This window comes from Kitasatospora aureofaciens, assembly GCF_001188955.3.
GTDB lineage: Bacteria > Actinomycetota > Actinomycetes > Streptomycetales > Streptomycetaceae > Kitasatospora > Kitasatospora aureofaciens.
In genome coordinates this window covers 217,318-235,046 of sequence record NZ_JPRF03000076.1, presented here as the reverse complement: position 1 = coordinate 235,046, position 17,729 = coordinate 217,318, and the positions used below count along the sequence as shown (strand labels likewise).

General features: G+C 73.8%; 13 protein-coding genes. 7 read left to right on the top strand and 6 right to left on the bottom strand.

Going from position 1 to position 17,729, the window contains the following annotated elements:
* Positions 1-360: 360 nt before the first annotated feature.
* Positions 361-714, top strand: a complete 354-nt coding sequence (locus tag HS99_RS36500; protein WP_030290622.1) for a hypothetical protein — start codon at positions 361-363, stop codon at positions 712-714.
* 191 nt (positions 715-905) lie between these two features.
* On the opposite strand, the gene HS99_RS36495 is transcribed toward HS99_RS36500, so the two are convergent.
* The 3 genes from HS99_RS36495 to HS99_RS36485 all read right to left on the bottom strand — a co-directional run bounded on the left by HS99_RS36495 (position 906) and on the right by HS99_RS36485 (position 4,635).
* Positions 906-2,846 (bottom strand): YhgE/Pip family protein, encoded by a 1,941-nt coding sequence (locus HS99_RS36495; RefSeq protein ID WP_030552394.1) that lies wholly within the window; start codon positions 2,844-2,846, stop codon positions 906-908.
* Positions 2,843-3,625, bottom strand: coding sequence for an ATP-binding cassette domain-containing protein (locus tag HS99_RS36490; RefSeq protein WP_244888883.1), 783 nt, complete (start codon positions 3,623-3,625; stop codon positions 2,843-2,845). Before HS99_RS36490 ends, HS99_RS36495 begins: the two co-directional genes overlap by 4 nt.
* A 233-nt stretch (positions 3,626-3,858) precedes the next feature.
* Positions 3,859-4,635: a TetR/AcrR family transcriptional regulator gene (locus HS99_RS36485; RefSeq protein WP_063738000.1), complete on the bottom strand. Its 777-nt coding sequence runs from the start codon at positions 4,633-4,635 to the stop codon at positions 3,859-3,861.
* A 158-nt stretch (positions 4,636-4,793) separates the two neighbouring features.
* Here HS99_RS36485 and HS99_RS36480 point away from each other — a divergent pair, with 158 nt between their 5' ends.
* Both HS99_RS36480 and HS99_RS36475 read left to right on the top strand, forming a co-directional pair.
* The gene (locus HS99_RS36480; protein ID WP_030290629.1) at positions 4,794-5,411 is read left to right on the top strand and encodes an NAD(P)-dependent oxidoreductase; all 618 of its coding nucleotides are present in this window, start codon (positions 4,794-4,796) and stop codon (positions 5,409-5,411) included.
* Positions 5,411-6,376: an amidohydrolase family protein gene (locus HS99_RS36475; RefSeq protein WP_030290631.1), complete on the top strand. Its 966-nt coding sequence runs from the start codon at positions 5,411-5,413 to the stop codon at positions 6,374-6,376. Before HS99_RS36480 ends, HS99_RS36475 begins: the two co-directional genes overlap by 1 nt.
* A 298-nt stretch (positions 6,377-6,674) precedes the next feature.
* Here the strand turns inward: HS99_RS36475 and HS99_RS36470 are convergent, their stop codons facing one another.
* Entirely contained in the window at positions 6,675-8,969 is a 2,295-nt protein-coding gene (locus HS99_RS36470) for a catalase (RefSeq protein WP_030290633.1), read from the bottom strand.
* Positions 8,970-9,567: 598 nt separating this feature from the next.
* Here HS99_RS36470 and HS99_RS36460 point away from each other — a divergent pair.
* Positions 9,568-10,656, top strand: a complete 1,089-nt coding sequence (locus HS99_RS36460) for a carboxylate-amine ligase (RefSeq protein ID WP_030552401.1) — start codon at positions 9,568-9,570, stop codon at positions 10,654-10,656.
* 139 nt (positions 10,657-10,795) lie between these two features.
* Here HS99_RS36460 and HS99_RS36455 read toward each other — a convergent pair whose 3' ends face one another.
* Complete coding sequence (locus HS99_RS36455) at positions 10,796-12,088, bottom strand: MFS transporter (protein WP_043387575.1); 1,293 nt, start codon at positions 12,086-12,088, stop codon at positions 10,796-10,798.
* Positions 12,089-12,749: 661 nt separating this feature from the next.
* Between HS99_RS36455 and HS99_RS36450 the strand changes: the two genes are divergently transcribed.
* The 3 genes from HS99_RS36450 to HS99_RS36440 all read left to right on the top strand — a co-directional run bounded on the left by HS99_RS36450 (position 12,750) and on the right by HS99_RS36440 (position 15,947).
* On the top strand, positions 12,750-13,895 hold the full coding sequence (locus HS99_RS36450; RefSeq protein ID WP_046387183.1) for an alkene reductase: 1,146 nt from the start codon (positions 12,750-12,752) through the stop codon (positions 13,893-13,895).
* 58 nt (positions 13,896-13,953) lie between these two features.
* Positions 13,954-14,922, top strand: coding sequence for an NAD-dependent epimerase/dehydratase family protein (locus tag HS99_RS36445; protein WP_030552405.1), 969 nt, complete (start codon positions 13,954-13,956; stop codon positions 14,920-14,922).
* A 215-nt stretch (positions 14,923-15,137) separates the two neighbouring features.
* On the top strand, positions 15,138-15,947 hold the full coding sequence (locus tag HS99_RS36440; RefSeq protein WP_043387577.1) for an AAC(3) family N-acetyltransferase: 810 nt from the start codon (positions 15,138-15,140) through the stop codon (positions 15,945-15,947).
* Positions 15,948-16,045: 98 nt separating this feature from the next.
* Here the strand turns inward: HS99_RS36440 and HS99_RS36435 are convergent, their stop codons facing one another.
* Positions 16,046-17,587, bottom strand: a complete 1,542-nt coding sequence (locus tag HS99_RS36435; protein ID WP_030290643.1) for a M1 family metallopeptidase — start codon at positions 17,585-17,587, stop codon at positions 16,046-16,048.
* Positions 17,588-17,729: the final 142 nt, after the last annotated feature.

Here is a 17,729-nt window from a genome sequence, read left to right as displayed (position 1 = left end):
GCAGAAAGAAAGCATGGTTACTCTCAGTAGCGATGTTGTGTCGAAATACTGCCCCGCCTGTCTGCGGGCAGCCCGCTGCGCCTGCCGGATCTGCAGGACCCTGCCGGTGGTGCGCGTGGGAGTACAGCTCGGCACTGACCGCGGCGGACGCGGGCCGCTCCTCCTCGCTCGGATCAGCGACCGGCCCGGCCTCGGCGGTGTACCAGCGGCGCTGGAGTTCGAGCAGGTCAGCGGGGGAATCGGTATCGGGTACCGGCACATCGTCGATCGCACACCCGTACGGGCAGCGGCACGGACCCGTTCCCCCGGACGGCGGATGCGCGGGGGCACGCGCCCGTGGCCTCTCCTAGCGTCGGTGGCATGACGACGGAGAACACGACGGTGGTGGGGGTGCGCTCGGCGGAGGAGGTGTTCACCGCCCTGGAAGAGCTGGATGCGCGGTGCCGGCCGTTCACCGACTACGAGCAGGGACTGCTGGAGGCCTACCGCTGGGCGGTGGGCACTCGGACCTCCGCGCCGGTGACAGCCGCTGCCACGGCGGGCCCGTGGGGGCCGTGCCGGGCGCAGCTGCTCGCCGAGTGCCAGGCGGCGGCCGTGGCGCTTCGAACGGGAGCGGACCGGACGGAAGCGGCGCGGGCGGCGGACACCGATCGGATGCTGGGCCTCTACACGGGGCTGGCCTGGCTGTGCGGCCACCACGACGAGCGCCCCTGACGGTGGCGCCCGCCGCCGGCCCCGGCCGTACGGGGGACGGTCCCGGCGGCGGGTCAGCCGGGCCGACGGTCCGGACGCCTACCCGCGCCGGATGCTGGTGTCCGGCAACAGCGACCGGTTCCGCAGGCGGCGGGACGCCGCTCTGACGGGCCGCCACCCCCTCCTGCTCACCACCTCCGGCGGTCCGTCCGTCACAGGTCCAGGTCGGGGTGGAGGCGGGAGACCGTCCACACCCGTCGACGACACAGGGCCAGCGAGGTGAGGGCCAGGAACAGGACGCCGAAACCCGCCAGGACTGCGAGGTCCCGGGTGAGGTGGGAGGCCGGGCCACCGCTGATCGTCACCCGGAGCCCGTCGACCAGGTAGGTCATCGGCAGGAACGGGTGGACCGTCTGGAACGGCGCCGGGGTCGTCTGCATCGGGTACAGGCCGCCCGAAGCGGTCAGTTGCAGGATGAGCAGGACCAGCGACAGCACGTCACCCGCCGTACCGAACGCCGTCCGCAGGCAGTGGTCGACGGCGACGAACGCGGCGGCACCGACCGAGAGGAGCAGGACGGTCTTCCAGGGGGCCTGCGCGTGCAGCCCGAGGCCCGCGCTGACGACGCCGTAGAGGATCAGGGCTCCGAGTACGCCCAGCGCCGCGGCCGGGAGCCAGCCCGCAACGGCGAGGGTGGAGGCCCGGGTGCGCGCGGCCAGCGCCCTGGTGTTCACCGGTCGCAGGAAGAGGTATGCGAAGAGGCCGAACACCCATAGCGCGATGCCGAAGAAGAACGGGGCCAGCCCGCGGCCGTAGACGCCGGCTGGGTGGAGGTTCGACCGGTCGATGTCGACGGGCGTCCCCAACACCTTCGACGCATGGTCCACTTGTCCGGAATCCAGAACGGGGACCTGCTTCCTGCCGTCGTCGATCAGGGTGGCCAGCGTGGTGGCGCCGGTGTGGGCCTGGTCGGCGGCGGTCTTCAGCGCCCCGGATCCCTGCTGGAGGGCGGACAGACCCGCGGACACGGTGGTGGTCCCGACGGCGATGCTCTGGGCGCCGGAGTCGACCAGGGCCAGCGGCGTCTGCGCGTTCTGGGCGGACTGCTGGGCGGCCGCGGCTGTCTTCTGGAGGGCGACGGCCTGCTGGCGCGCCGCGTGGGCGTTGCCGCTGGCGGTGGCAGCGTGACCGTCGATCTGGCCGGCGACGGTGTCGGCCGCCGTCATGTCCTGTTTGGCGCGCTGGAACACGGGGTCGTCACCCAGTCCCGGGTGCGCCTCGGCCAGGCGGTCCAGATCGGCCACCGCCTTGGCGGTTCCCTGCTTCACCGTCGAGGTTGCGGTGTGGACGGCGTCCACGCCCTGGGAGACGACAGTGGCCGCGCTGACCACGGCGTCGGTGGCCGTGCTCAGCTGCGGCGCGGCCTCGGTGAGGGCGGCGGCCGCCGCGTGCACCTGGGCCGTGGCCTGGCTGAGCTTCTGGGCGCCGTCGGCGAGCTGGGTGGAGCCGGACTGCAGCGTCGCACCGGCACCGGCGGCGGCGGAACTCCCCTGCTGCGCAACGGTGGTGGCGTTCACGAGCCCCTGCGCCGCCTGTGCCGCCGTGTTCAGCTTTCCGCCGATGTCCGCGAGCCGGCCGTAGACGCCGCGGACGTACGCCTCGTGCGCGGCGGAGTTGACCTGTTCCTGCAGCTTCGTCTGGACGACCTCGGTCATGACGCCGGCGATGTAGTTGTTGGCGTCGTTCAGCTGGATGTGGATCCGGGCCTGTTCCGGTTGTGCGTCGGGGCCGGTGGCGAGGCGGGCACTGAAGTCGGCGGGGATCCGGACGGTGAACGCGTAGCGCCCGTGCTCCAGGCCGGTGCGGGCCGCGGCGTCGTCGACGAACGCCCAGTCGAACTCCCCTGAGGCCTTGAGCTCCGTCACGACCTGGGCGCCCGCGTCCACCCGCTGTCCCTGTCGGGTCTCGGCCGGCCGGTCCTCGTTGACCACCGCCACGGGGATGTGCCCGGTCTTCCCGTAGGGATCCCAGTTCGCCCACAGGTACATGGCGCCGTACAGCAGGGGGACCAGACACAGCACGAGCGGGACGAACCGCCTCAGCGGGCCCCGGAAGCCGCGCAGTTCCAGCACGGCGAGCCTGATCGCGGTCATGTGCCCTCCCCCTCCCGGGACGCGCGGGCGTCCCCGTCCTCCGGTCCCCGCCGTCCGAGCACCCGCCGGGGGCTTCGCGCCGAGACATCCGGCTCGTCCGCCGGCGCCGGCCGCTCGGGCAGACGGCTCCGCCGGGGCAGGGCCACCAGCCCCGGCGCGGGGTCGAGGCCGACCCCGGGGTCGGGCGGGTCGAGCGCACCCGCCACGACGGTGCAACCGACCCCGAGGACCAGGCCCACGAGCTGCCACGCCCGGGTGCGCTCCTCCTCCGGGCACCCACGGTCAACGTCGTCCGCAACGATCACGGCGGGACGCGTGGCCAGAGCGAGTGCGAGGGCCACGCCCAGGGCCTCCACCGGCGGCAGGTCCCGCACCAGCGTCCGGCGGTCCACGTCGACGCCGAGGACCGAGAACGCCTCGTCCAGCCGGGCGCCGCCCTCCCGGCGGCGGCCCAACCACCGGCGCTCGGCCGCCAGTTCGCGCACCCGCAGGTCCGGGTCCAGGCCGACGGCGGGCTCCGCACGGGCCACCGCCACCAGTTCCCTGACGCGACGGCCGCCCCGGGGCAGGGCGTGACCGCCCACCCGGACCGCTCCGCCGTCCAGCCGCATCCGCCCCGCGAGCGCGAGCAGCACCGTGGTGCGGCCCGAGCCGCCCGGCCCGTGGACCACCAGCAGCCCGCCGGGGTCCACGTCCACGTCCAGATTCTCGAACACCGCTCCCCGGGGCCCGCGCACGCTCGCCCCGCGCGCGACCACGTCCACGCCGGCAATCTCCACCCCCAGCCGGTAACCCGCCCGTGCCGGGACATGTCTGTCAGACCGGTCACATTCCCGCGGCCGCGAACGCCGGGCACCCGCCGGGGGGAGTCCGCGGCGGGCCCGCGGAGCAGCGACGGAGCAATGCCGGCGACGGGTGACGCCGCCCTGCGCGGAACGGACGGTCGGGGCCGGGCGCCAGGGCCGCTCCATGACCTGCCGTCAGTCCGCCTGGTGATGCGGCGCGATGGTGATCAGGGGGTGGAAGTGGGCGGGTTCGGCGGGTTCGTCGACGGGTGCGCCGCCGACATCGATCCACGCGTGGGCACGGAACCGGGCGGTTCGCGGTGCGCCGCCCGGGCGAGCTCCGCGACCTCGTCGACGGTCCTTCCGGTGTGCAGGGCGAGGGTCCGTGCGATGAGGTCGGTGAGATCGGGCCAGGGCATGTTCCCGTGCGCGTTGTACAGCGCGACCAGGCCGTGCAAAGCGGTCCAGAGCAGCAGGCCCGCCTGCCACTCCTGCTCGGGCCCGCGCGGCCCCTGGCCTTCCTGGCCTTCCCGGCGCCCCGGCCGCTCCTGCCGGACGCTGGCCAGCGAGGCGACGACGGATCCCAGCAGTTCCTCTCCCGCACCGTGCGCGTTGGTGGGCACCAGCTCGGCGGGCATCCCGCCACCGAAGAGCGTGCGGTACTCCCCGGGGTGGTCGACCCCCCAGTGCACGTAGGCGGCGCACCGGCCCACCAGGTCCGCCAGCGGGTCGTCGGCACCCTGCGCCGCCGCGTGCATGACCGCCGCGAGTTCGTCGTAGCGCAGCCGCAGCACGTGCTGGACGAGCGCGCCCAGGTCCGCGAAGTGCCCGTAGATGCTCGCGGGGGCGACGCCGACCTCGCGGGCGACCTGCCGGAGGGTGAGCGTCTCGGGGCGTTCGAGCGTGGCCAGCAGCCGGGCGGCGGCCTCCACCAGTTCGACCTTGAGGGCCTGCCCCTGTCCCCGGGGGTTCCGTCGGCGCGGGACGGCCTCTCCGCTGCTCACAGGCGTACTCCCGGCGTTCGGCAACACCCGTTCACTCTACCGCCGCCCGCGCGCCCGCCTCCAACTCAGCCTGCCGCCAAGCCGCCCCGCCTTGACAGGCGATTACCAACACTTGTTCACTTACATAACCAACAGGTGTTCAGTCATCGGGAGGAAGCATGCGCATCGCCGTACTCGGGGCGACCGGCAGGGTCGGGCGCCTCATCGTCGAGCAGGGCCTTCAGCGCGGGCACGAGGTCGTCGCGCTGGTCCGCCGGCCGCAGACCGGCGCGGTGCACGGACGGCCTGACGTCGAGGTCCGCCGGGCCGACGTCACCGCCCCCGCCGCGTTCCCGGACCTGACGGACGTCGACGTGGTGCTCTCCGCGCTCGGCATCGGCAAGGGCGACGGCCCGGGAGCGCTCGTCGCCGGCGCGAGGGTCCTCGCCGAGGTCCCGGTGCGCACCCTCTGGCTCGGCGCGCTCGGCTCCGGCCCCTCCGTCGGCGCCGGCGGAGGGATCTACCAGTGCATCATGAAGGCGTTCGTCGGCGAGGAGCTGACGGAGAAGGCCGCAGCGGACGCGATCGCCCTCGACGGCGGCGCGACCGTCTTCCACGCCCCCGACCTCTGGACCGGCGGCGTCAGCACCGGCCGCCGCAACATCCCGCTGGAGGACTACGCCAAGCCCCTACTGCCGCCGCACGCCTCCCGGGCCACCGTCGCGGCGCTGATGCTCGACGAGGCCGAGCGGCCGACCCGCGGAGCCAGGATCCTCGTCCCGGTGGGACGCGTCTGATGCGCGGCTACATCGCAGTTGAAGAGGCCATCGCAATCCCGGGCCTCGCCGACCGACGGCCGCCGTTCCCGATGCCGGACAACATCGAACCGGCCTTCCTCGCCGACATGGCCGCACGGCTCCCCGACGTCATGCGGTACCGGCTGCCCGACATGGACGCCAACGGCATCGCCCTGCAGGTGCTCTCCCTCACCGTCCCCGGCATCGAGGCGGAAGCCGACCCGGCCCGCGCGGTGGACAACGCCCGCTACGTCAACGACAGCCTCGCCGGGATCGTCGACGCCCACCCCGGCCGGTTCGCCGCCTTCGCGGCGCTCCCGCTCCAGGACCCGGCCGCCGCCGTCGCGGAACTGCGTCGAAGCGTCGAGGGCCTCGGGTTCAAAGGCGCGCTCGTCAACGACCACATCCAGGGCCGCTACCTCGACGACCCCGCCTTCGACCGGGTCTGGGCCACCCTGGGCGACCTCGGCGTACCGCTGTACCTGCACCCCGGCATGCCGCCGGCCGACCGCTGGCACGTCCTCGACGCCCACCCCGAGCTGGACGGCGCGCTGTGGAGCTGGCAGGCCGCCACCGGCGGCCACGCCATGCGCGTGGTCATGTCCGGGGTGTTCGACCGGCACCCGGACGCGACGATGATCCTCGGGCACGCCGGCGAGTTCCTCCCCTTCCAGCTCTCCCGCTTCGATTCCCGCTACGCCACCCTCGCCGTCCCGCAGCGGCTGCGGCGCGAGCCGTCCCGGTACTTCGGGACGAACGTGCTCGCCACGACCAGTGGCGTCCTGTCCCCGGCGGCGATCGAAGCACTCGTGCGCGTACTCGGCCCGGACAGCGTGCTGTTCGCCGCCGACTACCCCTACGAGAGGACGAGCGCGGCCGTCACCGCACTCGAACGCACCCGCCTCCCGGACGCCGACAAGCAGAAGATCGCCTCCGGCAACGCCCGCCGGCTGCTGCGCCTGTGACCGTCCTCCGGTCCAACTGCCGTTCGTGCCCCAGCCGTTCACGCCTCCGGATGAGCTGGCGTCCGCCCCCTTGTCAAAGGTCGGGGGAGTTCCCTGACGTGATGCCTGTCCGAGCCGTCCGGGTACCGGAGGGGCCCACCGCACCGGGCGGCGACCGGGCTCCGCCGCCGGTACGGCGACCACCGGCCCAGGCCGGCGGCCCGTCGACTGGTCCGGTGGGCCGGCTGAGGCGGTGTGAGCCGACCACTGCATCGCGGTGCCGAAGAGCGGGGAAGGCGCCGAGGGGGCAAGGGGGTTGCTACGAGCCCCCGACCTCGGAGGACGGCGGGAAGCGGTGCCAGACCCGGTGGCCGGCGAGCAGTTCGATGAGCGGTCCCATCGCCTCGTCCGGTCCGAGGCCCGCGAGGACGCCCGGGGCGTTGGTGGGGATGCCCGCGGCCTGCAGCGCGCTCTGCCCGCCCGCCACGGCGACGAGGGGCTTGGAGTGCCGGTAGGCCTCGGTGAGCATGAGCACCAGGCGGGGGTCGATGCCGGAGGCGTCCGGCTTCGGGGCGCCGGCCTTGGCGTCGCGGGCGGGGTTCGCCCCCCGTGCCGGGCCCGGGGCGCCGACCAGGACGACCGCGTCGAACTCCACCGAGCGGGCGGTGTCGAAGGTCCGCTGCACGGCCAGGGGTTCGCCGTCGCCGGCGGTCCGGAGCTCGCCCCCGGCGCCGGCGATCACCAGGGGGACCAGTCCGGCCGAGAGCACGGCCCGGCGCACGGTGGCCAGCGATCCGTGGTCGGTTCCCGCGACGAGGCCCACGACCCGCCCGTCCACCGGCCAGGTCCGGCCGAGCTGGGAGAGGGCGGGGCTGGGCCGCACCTGAGCGGGCGGCTCGGTGGGCTCGGGCGCGGGCAGGCCGAGGCCGGCGGCCACCTGGGCGCACAGGTCGGCGTCGATCCGGGCCAGCACCTGGAGACCGCGCTCCTTGACGGCCTGCTCGTAGCACTTGCCGAGTTCGAAGGTGTACGCGGCGATGATGTGCTCGCGCTCCACCGGGCTCATGCTCGCCCAGAACAGGCGCGGCTGGCTGAAGTGGTCCGCGAACGAGGCCGGGGCCTCGCGCACCTTGGCGGCGGCGGCCACCGGCGTCGGGTACTCGATGAAGGCGCGCTCCGCGGCCCCGGCGAAGAACGGGCAGCCGCCGTCGAGCGAGTTCGGCTTGTACGGCGCGACGCCGGAGTGGACGGCGTGCTGGTGGAACCCGTCGCGCAGCATGTCGTTGACGGGCGCGTGGGTGCGGTTGATCGGGATCTGGGCGAAGTTCGGGCCGCCCAGCCGGGTGATCTGGGTGTCGAGGTAGGAGAACAGGCGCCCCGACAGCAGCGGGTCGTCGGTGATGTCGATCCCCGGCACCAGGTGCCCGGGGTGGAAGGCGACCTGCTCGGTCTCGGCGAAGAAGTTGGTGGGGTTGGCGTTGAGGGTGAGCAGCCCGACCGGGCGCACCGGTGCGAGTTCCTCCGGCACGATCTTGGTCGGGTCGAGGAGGTCGATGCCCTCGAAGGTCTGCTCGGGGGTGTCGGGGAAGGTCTGGATGCCGAGTTCCCACTGGGGGAAGGCTCCCGCCTCGATCGCGTCCGCGAGGTCGCGGCGGTGGAAGTCCGGGTCCGCCCCGGCGACCAGCTGGGCCTCCTCCCAGACCATCGAGTGCACGCCGAGCTTCGGCTTCCAGTGCCACTTGACGAGGGTGCTCGCACCGTCGGCGTTGACCAGGCGGAAGGTGTGGATGCCGAAGCCCTCCATGGTGCGGAACGAGCGCGGGATGCCCCGGTCGGACATGTTCCACAGGGTGTGGTGGGTGGCTTCGGTGTGGAGGGTGACGAAGTCCCAGAAGGTGTCGTGCGCGGACTGGGCCTGCGGGATCTCCCGGTCCGGGTGGGGCTTGGCCGCGTGGACGACGTCGGGGAACTTGATCGCGTCCTGGATGAAGAACACCGGGATGTTGTTCCCGACCAGGTCGAACACGCCCTCGGAGGTGTAGAACTTGGTCGCGAAGCCGCGGGTGTCGCGGACGGTGTCCGCCGATCCGCGGGAGCCGAGCACGGTGGAGAAGCGCACGAACACCGGCGTCTCGACGTCCTCGGCGAGGAACGCGGCCTTGCAGACGGCTGCGGCCGTCCCGTACCCGCGGAAGACACCGTGGGCGGCCGCGCCCCGGGCGTGGACGACGCGCTCGGGGATGCGCTCGTGGTCGAAGTGGGTGATCTTCTCGCGCAGGTGGTGGTCCTGCAGCAGCACCGGGCCGCGGGGGCCGGCCTTGAGGGAGTGGTCGCCGTCGGGCAGTCGGGCACCCTGCGCGTTGGTCAGGAACTGGCCGTCCTGGGACCGGGCGGTCGCCCCGGCACCCGTGTCACGGCCGGTCGCGGTGACCGGCCGGGGCGCGGCCTGGTCCGGCTTGGGGGGCAGCGGACCGGTCGGGTCGACGGGCTCCGCGACGCTCGGCGGGGCCGCGCCGGGCGCGCCGGGGACCTCCGGACGTTCCGCGGAGGCGGCGTTCTGGACGACGTCCACGACCTTGTCGGCGATCTTCTTCAGCGGGCCGGGCTCTTGCATGCGATGGACTCCTCGTTGTCGGGACTGCCCTCCTCGGGTAACCCCGGCCGTCAGTGCGCAAACGGCGCGCCGGAGATCCGGCCCCTGGCGCCCGGCGCGTTCCCGCGACCGGCGGCATCCGGGCGGAGCACCGGTGACCGCGCCGGAAGACCGGCGGAAGAACTGCGGCGGCCCCCGCCACCGGAGCCCCCGGGGAAAGCGGCCGTCGGCCGGCCGCCCGGCGGTTCAGCGGGAGGTTTCCTCGACGGTGACGCGTACGCTGCGCAGTTCGGGGTCCGCGGTCGTCCAGGCCTCCGGTGGCCAGCACGTCCGCGCGGAACACGTCCGCTCCCAGCGCCCGCAGGGTTCGGGGGTCGACGCCCCGGCCCTGCCTGTGGCCGGGCGGGGTGAAGGCGGTCAGCGGATTGTCCTGGAAGGCGGCGAGGGCCTCCAGAACGGGTACCTGTGACTGGTCCGTGGGCGGCGTCTGCCCGGGCCCCCGCGCGGAAAACGGTGCCGGCTCACCGCTCACCACCCACGGCTCACCGCTCGTCCGCGAACGCGGCGGCAGGCCCCCGGCGCACCGGTTCGAACCCGAACGTGCGGGTACGCGCAGTTCGTGCTCACCATCGGCGTGGAGGAGGAGTACCTCCTGATCGACCCCGTCACCGGCGTGCCCGTCTCGCGGGCATCGCGCGTCGTCCAGGCGGCCGCGCGTCGGTCCGCCCTCACCGAGGGTGAGGTCCAGCGCGAGGTGAGCCAGGCCCAGCTGGAGGTCGCCACACCCGTCTGCCGTTCCCTCGACGAGGTCGGCGGCCATCTGCTGCGGCTGCGGCTGTCCCTCGGGGAGGCGGCGGAGGCCTGCGGGTGCCGCCTCGCCGCCGTCGGCTCGGCGCCGTTCGTCGACCGACTCGCCGTGCCCGTCACGCCCACCCCCCGGTACCTGCGCATGCGTCGTCAGGCACCGGCCCTCACCGACGAACAGTTGATCAACGGGATGCACGTCCACGTCGGTGTTCGAGATCCCGACGACCGTGTCACCGTCCTGAACGCCCTGCGGCCGTGGCTGCCGGTGCTGACCGCACTCGCCGCGAACTCGCCGATGTGGCGCGGCCGTGACACCGGGTTCGCCAGCTGGCGGACCATCGTCTTCGACCGCTGGCCGGTGGCCGGGCTACCCCCGCGGTTCACCGACGCCGCCGACTACGACCACCGGAGCGGCGAACTCGTCCGCACCGGCCTGATCGGCGACACCGGCCAGCTCTACTGGCAGGCCCGGCTGTCCCAGCACTACCCGACGGTCGAGGTCCGCGCGATGGACGTCCAGCTCCACGTGGACGAGGCCGTCCTGTTGGCCGGTCTCGTCCGCGCGCTCGCCGCCCGCGCCCTGGAGGGCGCCGGTCCGGCCTCGGACCGGCCTCCGGAGTTCCTGCGGGCCACCGCGTGGTACGCCGCCCGCCATGGTGCCGTCGGCACTCTCCACGACCCGCTCAGCAACCGCATGCTCCCGGCCCGCGAGGTGACCGCCGGTCTGCTCGCGCACCTCGCCGGTCCGCTCAGGGAGAGCGGTGACCGCGCCCGCGTCGCCCGCCTGATCGAACAGCTCCACCGCGGCGGCAACGGCGCCGTCCGCCAGCGCCGCGAACTGCGCCATCACGGACGCCGCGGCCTGATCCGGGCGGTCGTCGACCAGACGGCGGGGGTGTGACTGCGAGCCGCCACGGAGGAGCGATCGCCTCCCCCGGACGGTCAGGCGTCCGGCTGGGTGACCGTGAGCCCCCAGTGCACGTCCGGCGCCGACGTGACCACCGCCACGTGGACCGCGCCCCCGACCAGGGACCGGCCGCTCAGCCAACGACCGCCGCCGCCGACGCCCCCGCCGACGCCTCCAGCGCCGCGAGCCGCCGCAGGCTCGCCCGGCGCTGCACCGCGGCCAGGCCGGTGGACGCCGCACCGAGCGCCAACCAGCCCGCCGGGCCCGCCGCCATCACCACGCCGGTCAGCAGCATCGGCCCCACCGACTTCTGGACCGACTGGGACATCCCCGCCACCCCCAGGTAGGAGGCCTTGGCCCGCGGCGGCGCCAGGCTGACCGCCAGCTCCCAGGAGCTCACCGAGCGCATCAGCTCCGCGAGGGTGACCAGCGCCGCGGCGGCCAGCAGGACGAGCGAGGCGGTCAACGGCCCTCCGCCGGTGGAGAGCGCGATCAACGCGCAGCTCGCGAGCAGTGTCAACCCGTACCAGCCGACCGCCGTGGTCGCCCCGCGCGGGTTCTCGGCCCAGGCGGAGACGCGCAGTTGCAGCACCACCACCAGCACGGTGTTGACGGTCAGGAAGGCCGGGACGACGGCGTGCGGCGCCCCGGTGTGGTGGATCAGCCACAGTGGCAGACCGACGTTGAGGACCGAGTCGTCCAGGCACATCGGCAGGTCCAGCAGGACGAACAGCAGGTAGCCGCGGTCGCGCCAGGGGCTCGGTACGGCCGCGGGCCCGCCGCCGGCCGCCTCCTGGGCGGGCGAGGGCACCGCCGCGACCAGGCCGCGCCCCGCCGGCTCCGCCGTGCGCCGGATCAGCGCGGCCGCCAGCAGGTAGGAGAGCGCGTTGGCCACGATCAGCGCCCGGTACGCGGTCGTGCTCCCGACCGCCAGACCGATCGCCGCGAAGCCCGTACCGACCGCGTAGCCGCCGTTGGCCACGCTGCGGAACAGCGCCTGGTACGTGGCCCGCCGCTCGCCCGCGATCCGGGTGGCGAACAGCATCTCCAGGGTCTTGGCCCCGCGCTCGGCCAGGCAGGTCAGGGCGACCGACAGCAGCAGCGCGGCGAAGTGGTCGACCACCAGCAGCAGGCCCATGGTGGCCACCCGCAGCAGGTGGCAGCCGATCAGCAGTCCGCGCACCGGCAGCCGTTCGGCCGCCCGACCGGCCAGCGGCGAACCGACGATCCCCGCGACGGCGCCCACGCCGAGCAGCAGCCCGAGCCGTCCGGCGTCCATCCCGCACACGTAGGTGAAGTACAGCACCGAGGCGGCCGCCCACACTCCGCTGCCGGTCCGGTCCACGCCCTGTGCGAGCAGCATGATCCGCGCGTCCCGCCCACCCGGCGGCCGCCGCAGCTGCGCCCACAGTCCGTTCCCCCGCATGACAGGCCCTCGTTTCGCGTCCACCATCAATCTCGACATCAAGATACTTCACGTCGAGATAGTTCCGGAACCCCGGTCTGGACCCCAGCCCGGCACCCTCGGCCCGGAACCCCAGCCGGAACACCGGACGTCGCTGCGCGAGCGCGGACCGCCCCGCGACACCCGGCAGCCCGTGCGCCACACTCCCCCCAGCGGCACCCGCGCCCCCGACGCACCGGCACCGACGTCCCGAACCACCGTCCAACGGCGGGCCACGCGCCGACCACACGCCAACTGCTGGAGACCGCGTCCTCGTCCGGCCGGTCCGGCTCCGGACCGGCCACCTGGGGCCAACGGGCCATTGGGGACGCCGTCCGCCGACTGCCCGGCCGACGCGCCGCCATGCAACATCGTCACCGCCGCCCCCCCCCCTGGACCCGGGCCCGCCCCTTGCCCGCCCCGCTCGACGCCCTTTCCGCACGGTCACCCAGTGGCCGATCCGGGTGGGCGTGGTGACGGCGGGCGGCCTGTTCCACCTCCCGGGCGCCACCGCCGAGTTCGGCGAATGGCGGAATTCCTCTACGGTGTCGAGGAGTTGTCCTCACCGAGACCTCGCGCGCCGCCCCGACGGTCCGCCCCGGAGGTTGAACCTGACACCAGTGTCAGGTTCTACGGTACCGGCATGACGACCACCACCGAATCGCTGCTCAGCCCGTACCGCCTCGGCGAGTTCGACCTGCCCAACCGCGTCGTGATGGCCCCGATGACGCGCTACCGGGCCGCCGAGGACGGTACGCCGCTGCCCATCGTCGCCGAGTACTACGCCCAGCGCGCGAGCGCCGGCCTGATCGTCACCGAGGGCATCTGGCCCAGCCGGGAGGGGCAGTCCGGCTGGCGCCTGCCCGGCCTGGAGACTGCCGCCCACGTGGCCGGCTGGCGCACCGTCACCGAGGCGGTGCACGCGGCCGACGGGCGGATCGTCGCCCAGCTGATGCACGGCGGCCGCCAGGGCCACCCCCTGAACCGGCTGCTCGGCGACGTCCCGGCCGGCCCCTCCGCCGTCCCCGCCCCCGGCCCGGTGCACGTCCGGGACGGCGGCAAGGCCGAGGCCGTCACCCCGCGCGAGATGACCCGCGCCGAGATCCGGCGCACCGTCGCCGACCACGTCACCGCCGCCCACAACGCCCTGGCGGCCGGCTTCGACGCCGTGGAGTTGCACGGCGCCAACTCCTACCTGATCCACCAGTTCCTCGCCGACAACACCAACCTGCGCACCGACGAGTACGGCCCCGGCACCCTGGAGAACCGGCTCCGCTTCCCGGTCGAGCTGGTCACCGCCGTCGCCGAGGCCGTCGGCCCGCACCGCCTAGGTCTGCGACTCTCCCCCGGCAACCCGCAGTTCGGCATGTACGAGGCCGACCCGGCGCCGGTCTACCGGGCGCTGCTGGCCGAGCTCGACGGCCTCGGCCTGGCCTACCTCCACCTCACCGACAACGACGACTACCCGGCCCTGGCCGCCCTGCGCCCCCGCTGGTCCGGCCCGCTGATCGCCAACGTGGGCGAGAACCGCGACGCCACCGACCGCGCACGCGGCGAAGCGGTGCTCGCCGCCGGACTCGCCGACCTGGTCTCCTACGGCCGCGCCTTCATCGCCAACCCGGACCTGCCGGAACGATTCGCCGCCGGAGCCCCGCTCACCCCCGTCGACGAGACCCACCTCTACGGCCAGACGGCCACCGGCTTCACCGACTACCCGAGGCTCACCGACCAGCCGACTCCCGAGCGCCCGACGCCCTCCGAGCGCCCGAAGGCCCCGCACCGCGTCTGAGCACCACGGCCGCGACCGTGGCCCAAACCGGTTGACACCCGGTCATAGCCTGGAGTCCATGCGGATCCTCGTACTCGGCGGTACCTCCTTCGTCGGCCGCGCGATCGCCGCCGACGCCCTGCACAGCGGCGCCGAGGTCACCCTCTTCAACCGCGGCAGGACCAACCCCGGCCTCTTCCCCGAGGCCCGCCACCTCCTCGGCGACCGGGACACCGGCGACTACACCGCCCTGCGCGAGGGCAAGTGGGACGCCGTCGTGGACGTCAGCGGCTTCCGCCCCCGCGAGGTCGACCAGGCGATGGACGCCCTCGGCAACCGGGCCGGCCGCTACCTGTTCGTCTCCAGCCACGCGGTCTACCGGCGGGGCGGACTCGCCCCCCACTCGGACGAGTCCGCCCCGCTGCGCGCGCCGCTGCGCGATGCCGAGGAGCTGACCGAGGCGACGTACGGCCGGCTCAAGGTCGCCTGCGAGCGGGACGTCACCGCCCGCTACGGCGACCGGGCGACGATCGTGCGCCCCGGCAAGGTGGCCGGTCCGTACGACGAAGGCCGCGGGCTGACGTACTGGGTGCGCCGGGCGGCGCGCGGCGGCCGGATCGCGCTGCCCGCACGCCCCGAACAGCCCGTCCAGGTGGTCGACTCGCGCGACCTGGCCCGGCTGGTGCTCAGGCTGCTCCAGGACGAGCGGCCGGGCGCCTTCCACGCCGTCGGCCCGGCCGAACCGACCACCCTCGGCGGGCTGATCGCCACCTGCGCCGAGGTCGCGGGCAGCGAGATCGAGATCGTCCCCGTCCCCCCGGAGACCGCCCCGCCGCCGTTCTTCCCGCTGGTCCGGGCCGAGCGGCTCTGGCCCGGCCAGCAGCGCGACCCGGCCCTGGCCCGCGCGGCCGGACTGCCCGCCACCCCGCTCGCGGTCACCGCCGCCGACGTCCTCGCCTGGGACCGCGGTCGCGGCGAGCCACCGCTCGGCCACGGGTTCACCCCCGAGCAGGAGGCCCGCATCCTGGCGGAGACGGACGGCCGGTGACCACCGGACCGACCGCCACGGCCGACGACCGCCCCAGCCCCGCGGTGGGCTGACGCAGGGTCCCCCCTCCTGACCGATTGTCAGTGCCACCCGCTATGGTCGGGCCCGAACAAACAGACCACACCGGTACGAATCCGCACCGGCACGCCCAACCGCACACCGACCGCACCCGACCGCACGCCACCGCGTGCCCCGCACCGCCACCAGGGGGGACCATGACCACTCCGGGCACCAGCCCGCTCACCACCGCCGACCTCGTGGACGGCTGGCGCCGGGTCGGCGTCCGCCCGGACATGGCACTGATCGTGCACTCCTCGCTCTCCAGCCTCGGCCGGGTCGAGGGCGGGGCGGAGGCCGTGGTGGCCAGCCTGCGCGAGGCCGTCGGGCCGGGCGGCACCGTCGTGGTGCCCACCTTCACCAGCGGCACGGTCTGCGACCCGGCACCCGACCACGCCGGCCTGCCCACCCCACGGATCGCCGAACTCCGCGACGCCGTACCGCTGTTCCACCCGGACATGCCCTCCCGGATGGGGGCGATCGCCGAAGCGCTGCGCGCCCTGCCGGACAGCCTGCGCAGCACCCATCCGCAGGCCTCGGTCGCCGCCGTCGGCGCGCACGCCCGGGAGGTGACCGCCCGCCGCTCGTTCGGCTTCGCCGTCGGCCGGGAGTCCCCGTTCGGCGCCCTGCACGACCTCGGCGGGTACGTGCTGCTGGTCGGCGTCGGGCACAACCGCAACACCTTCCTGCACTACGCGGAGACCTTCGCACCCAACCGCCGGCTCAAGCTCCGCCGCTTCCCGATGGCCATCCAGGGCGAGCGGGTCTGGCTCGAAGCGCCCGACGTCGGCAACGACAACGACACCCACTTCCCGGTGGTGGGGCGGGAGTTCGAGGCGCGGGCCGGCATCCGCGAGGTGCTGGTCGGCAACGCGCCCTGCCGGCTGGTCCCGGTGCGCGAGCTCATACCCTTCGCCGTCCGCCGCCTCACCGAGCTGCTCGCGGCGGACGGCCCCGGAGCGGCGTAGCCCGGCCGACCGCCCGGCCGGGACGGAAACCCCGTCCCGGACGGCCGGGCGACCGGACCACGCCCGTCACCTCACCGGCAGCGCCGGACAGCGGGCCGTCAGTGCGCCTCGTCGTGCACGGAGTTGGTCTCCTGGATCTTCTTCCAGGACTTCGGCTCCACCGGCAGCTGCTGCCCGTCACCCTGTCCCGCGTCCGCCCGCGCACCCGGCGCCAGCGAGGCCGGGGCCGCGGCCCCCTTCGCCACCGGCCCGACGGCCGGCTTGGCAGCGGTGAACAGCCAGGTGTTGAAGAGGTCCCCGAGCTTCTGCCCGGACACCTTCTCCGCGTACGCCTGGAACTCCGGGATGGTCGCGTTGCCGTACTTGCGCTCGGTGGGCCAGCCCTTGAGGATCCGGAAGAACTTCTCGTCCCCGACGGCGTTGCGCAGCGCCTGGATGGCCACCGCGCCCCGGTCGTAGACGGCGCCGGCGAACTGGTTGTCCGCGCCCGGGTCTCCGGGCTTGACGGACCAGAACGCGTCGTCGGCCGGGTGCGAGGCGTAGACGTAGTCGGCCAGCTCCTGTGCGGTGCCCTCGTTCTCGTGCTCGGACCAGAGGAACTGCGCGTACCGGGCGAAGCCCTCGTTCAGCCAGATGTCGCTCCAGCGCGAGAGCGAGACGCTGTCGCCGTACCACTGGTGGGCCAGCTCGTGCACGACCACCGAGGTGTTGGCACCCTTCGAGAACTGCCGGGGGCTGTAGAAGACCCGGGTCTGGGTCTCCAGGGCGAAGCCGGTCGGGACGTTGGGGACGTAGCCGCCGACCGAGCTGAACGGGTAGTCGCCGAAGTAGCCGCTCAGCCAGTCCACCAGCTCGCCGGTGCGCTCGACGCTGGAGCGGGCCGCGTCCGCGTTGTCGCCGAGGTCCTTGCTGTACGCGTTGTAGACCGGCAGCCCGTTGGCCGTGGTGTCGGTGCTGATGTCGAACTTGCCGACGGCGAGGGTGGCCAGATAGGTCGCCTGGGGCTTGTTCTCCCGCCAGTTGTAGCGGGTCCAGCCGGCCTGCGAGGTCGTGCCGGTCAGGATGCCGTTGCTGATCACCTGGTTGCCGTCGGGCACCTGCACCGAGACGTCGAAGGTGGCCTTGTCGCTGGGGTGGTCGTTGCTCGGGAACCACCACCAGGCCGACTCGGGCTCGCCCGCCGCCACCGCGCCGTCCGGGGTGCGCAGCCAGGCGGTGAAGCCGTACTTCTTCACGGTGGACGGCACGCCCTTGTAGCGGACGACCACGGTGGCCTGGCTGCCCTTGGCCAGCGGGCGGGCCGGGGTGATCTGCAGTTCCTGCTCGCCGCTGGTGGCGAAGGTCGCGGGCCGCCCGTTGACCCGCACCTCGGAGACGTTCAGCGCGAAGTCGAGGTTGAACCGGGAGAGGTCCTGGGTCGCGGTGGCGAGGATGGTGGTGGTGCCCTCCAGTTCGTCGGTGGCGGGCTGGTACTTCAGCCGGATGTCGTAGTGGGAGACGCGGTAGCCGCCGTTGCCGTAGGTCGGGTAATAGGAGTCGCCGACCCCGGCCGCGCCGGGTTGGAAGTCGGCGGCCGAGGCGGGGACGGCCAGGAACAGGCTCAGGGCACTGGCAGCAGAGACGATCAGCCTCTTGCGCAACGTGGTCCTCCAGGATCACCGGAACGATGGGTCGGTTCGATCCTTGTCCCGGCGGCCCGCGGTCCACTCCCGGATAGTGAGATGTTCATGAAAAGAAACGCGCCGAAATGACGGCGCCGCGACGCCGTCACGAACCCCACCC

Coding starts and splice junctions, on each gene's coding strand:
- HS99_RS36500 (WP_030290622.1), top strand. CDS start 361: ATGACGACGGAGAACACGACGGTGGTGGGGGTGCGCTCGGCGGAGGAG.
- HS99_RS36440 (WP_043387577.1), top strand. CDS start 15,138: ATGACCACTCCGGGCACCAGCCCGCTCACCACCGCCGACCTCGTGGAC.
- HS99_RS36470 (WP_030290633.1), bottom strand. CDS start 8,969: ATGCAAGAGCCCGGCCCGCTGAAGAAGATCGCCGACAAGGTCGTGGAC.
- HS99_RS36475 (WP_030290631.1), top strand. CDS start 5,411: ATGCGCGGCTACATCGCAGTTGAAGAGGCCATCGCAATCCCGGGCCTC.
- HS99_RS36480 (WP_030290629.1), top strand. CDS start 4,794: ATGCGCATCGCCGTACTCGGGGCGACCGGCAGGGTCGGGCGCCTCATC.
- HS99_RS36450 (WP_046387183.1), top strand. CDS start 12,750: ATGACGACCACCACCGAATCGCTGCTCAGCCCGTACCGCCTCGGCGAG.
- HS99_RS36445 (WP_030552405.1), top strand. CDS start 13,954: ATGCGGATCCTCGTACTCGGCGGTACCTCCTTCGTCGGCCGCGCGATC.
- HS99_RS36455 (WP_043387575.1), bottom strand. CDS start 12,088: ATGCGGGGGAACGGACTGTGGGCGCAGCTGCGGCGGCCGCCGGGTGGG.
- HS99_RS36495 (WP_030552394.1), bottom strand. CDS start 2,846: ATGACCGCGATCAGGCTCGCCGTGCTGGAACTGCGCGGCTTCCGGGGC.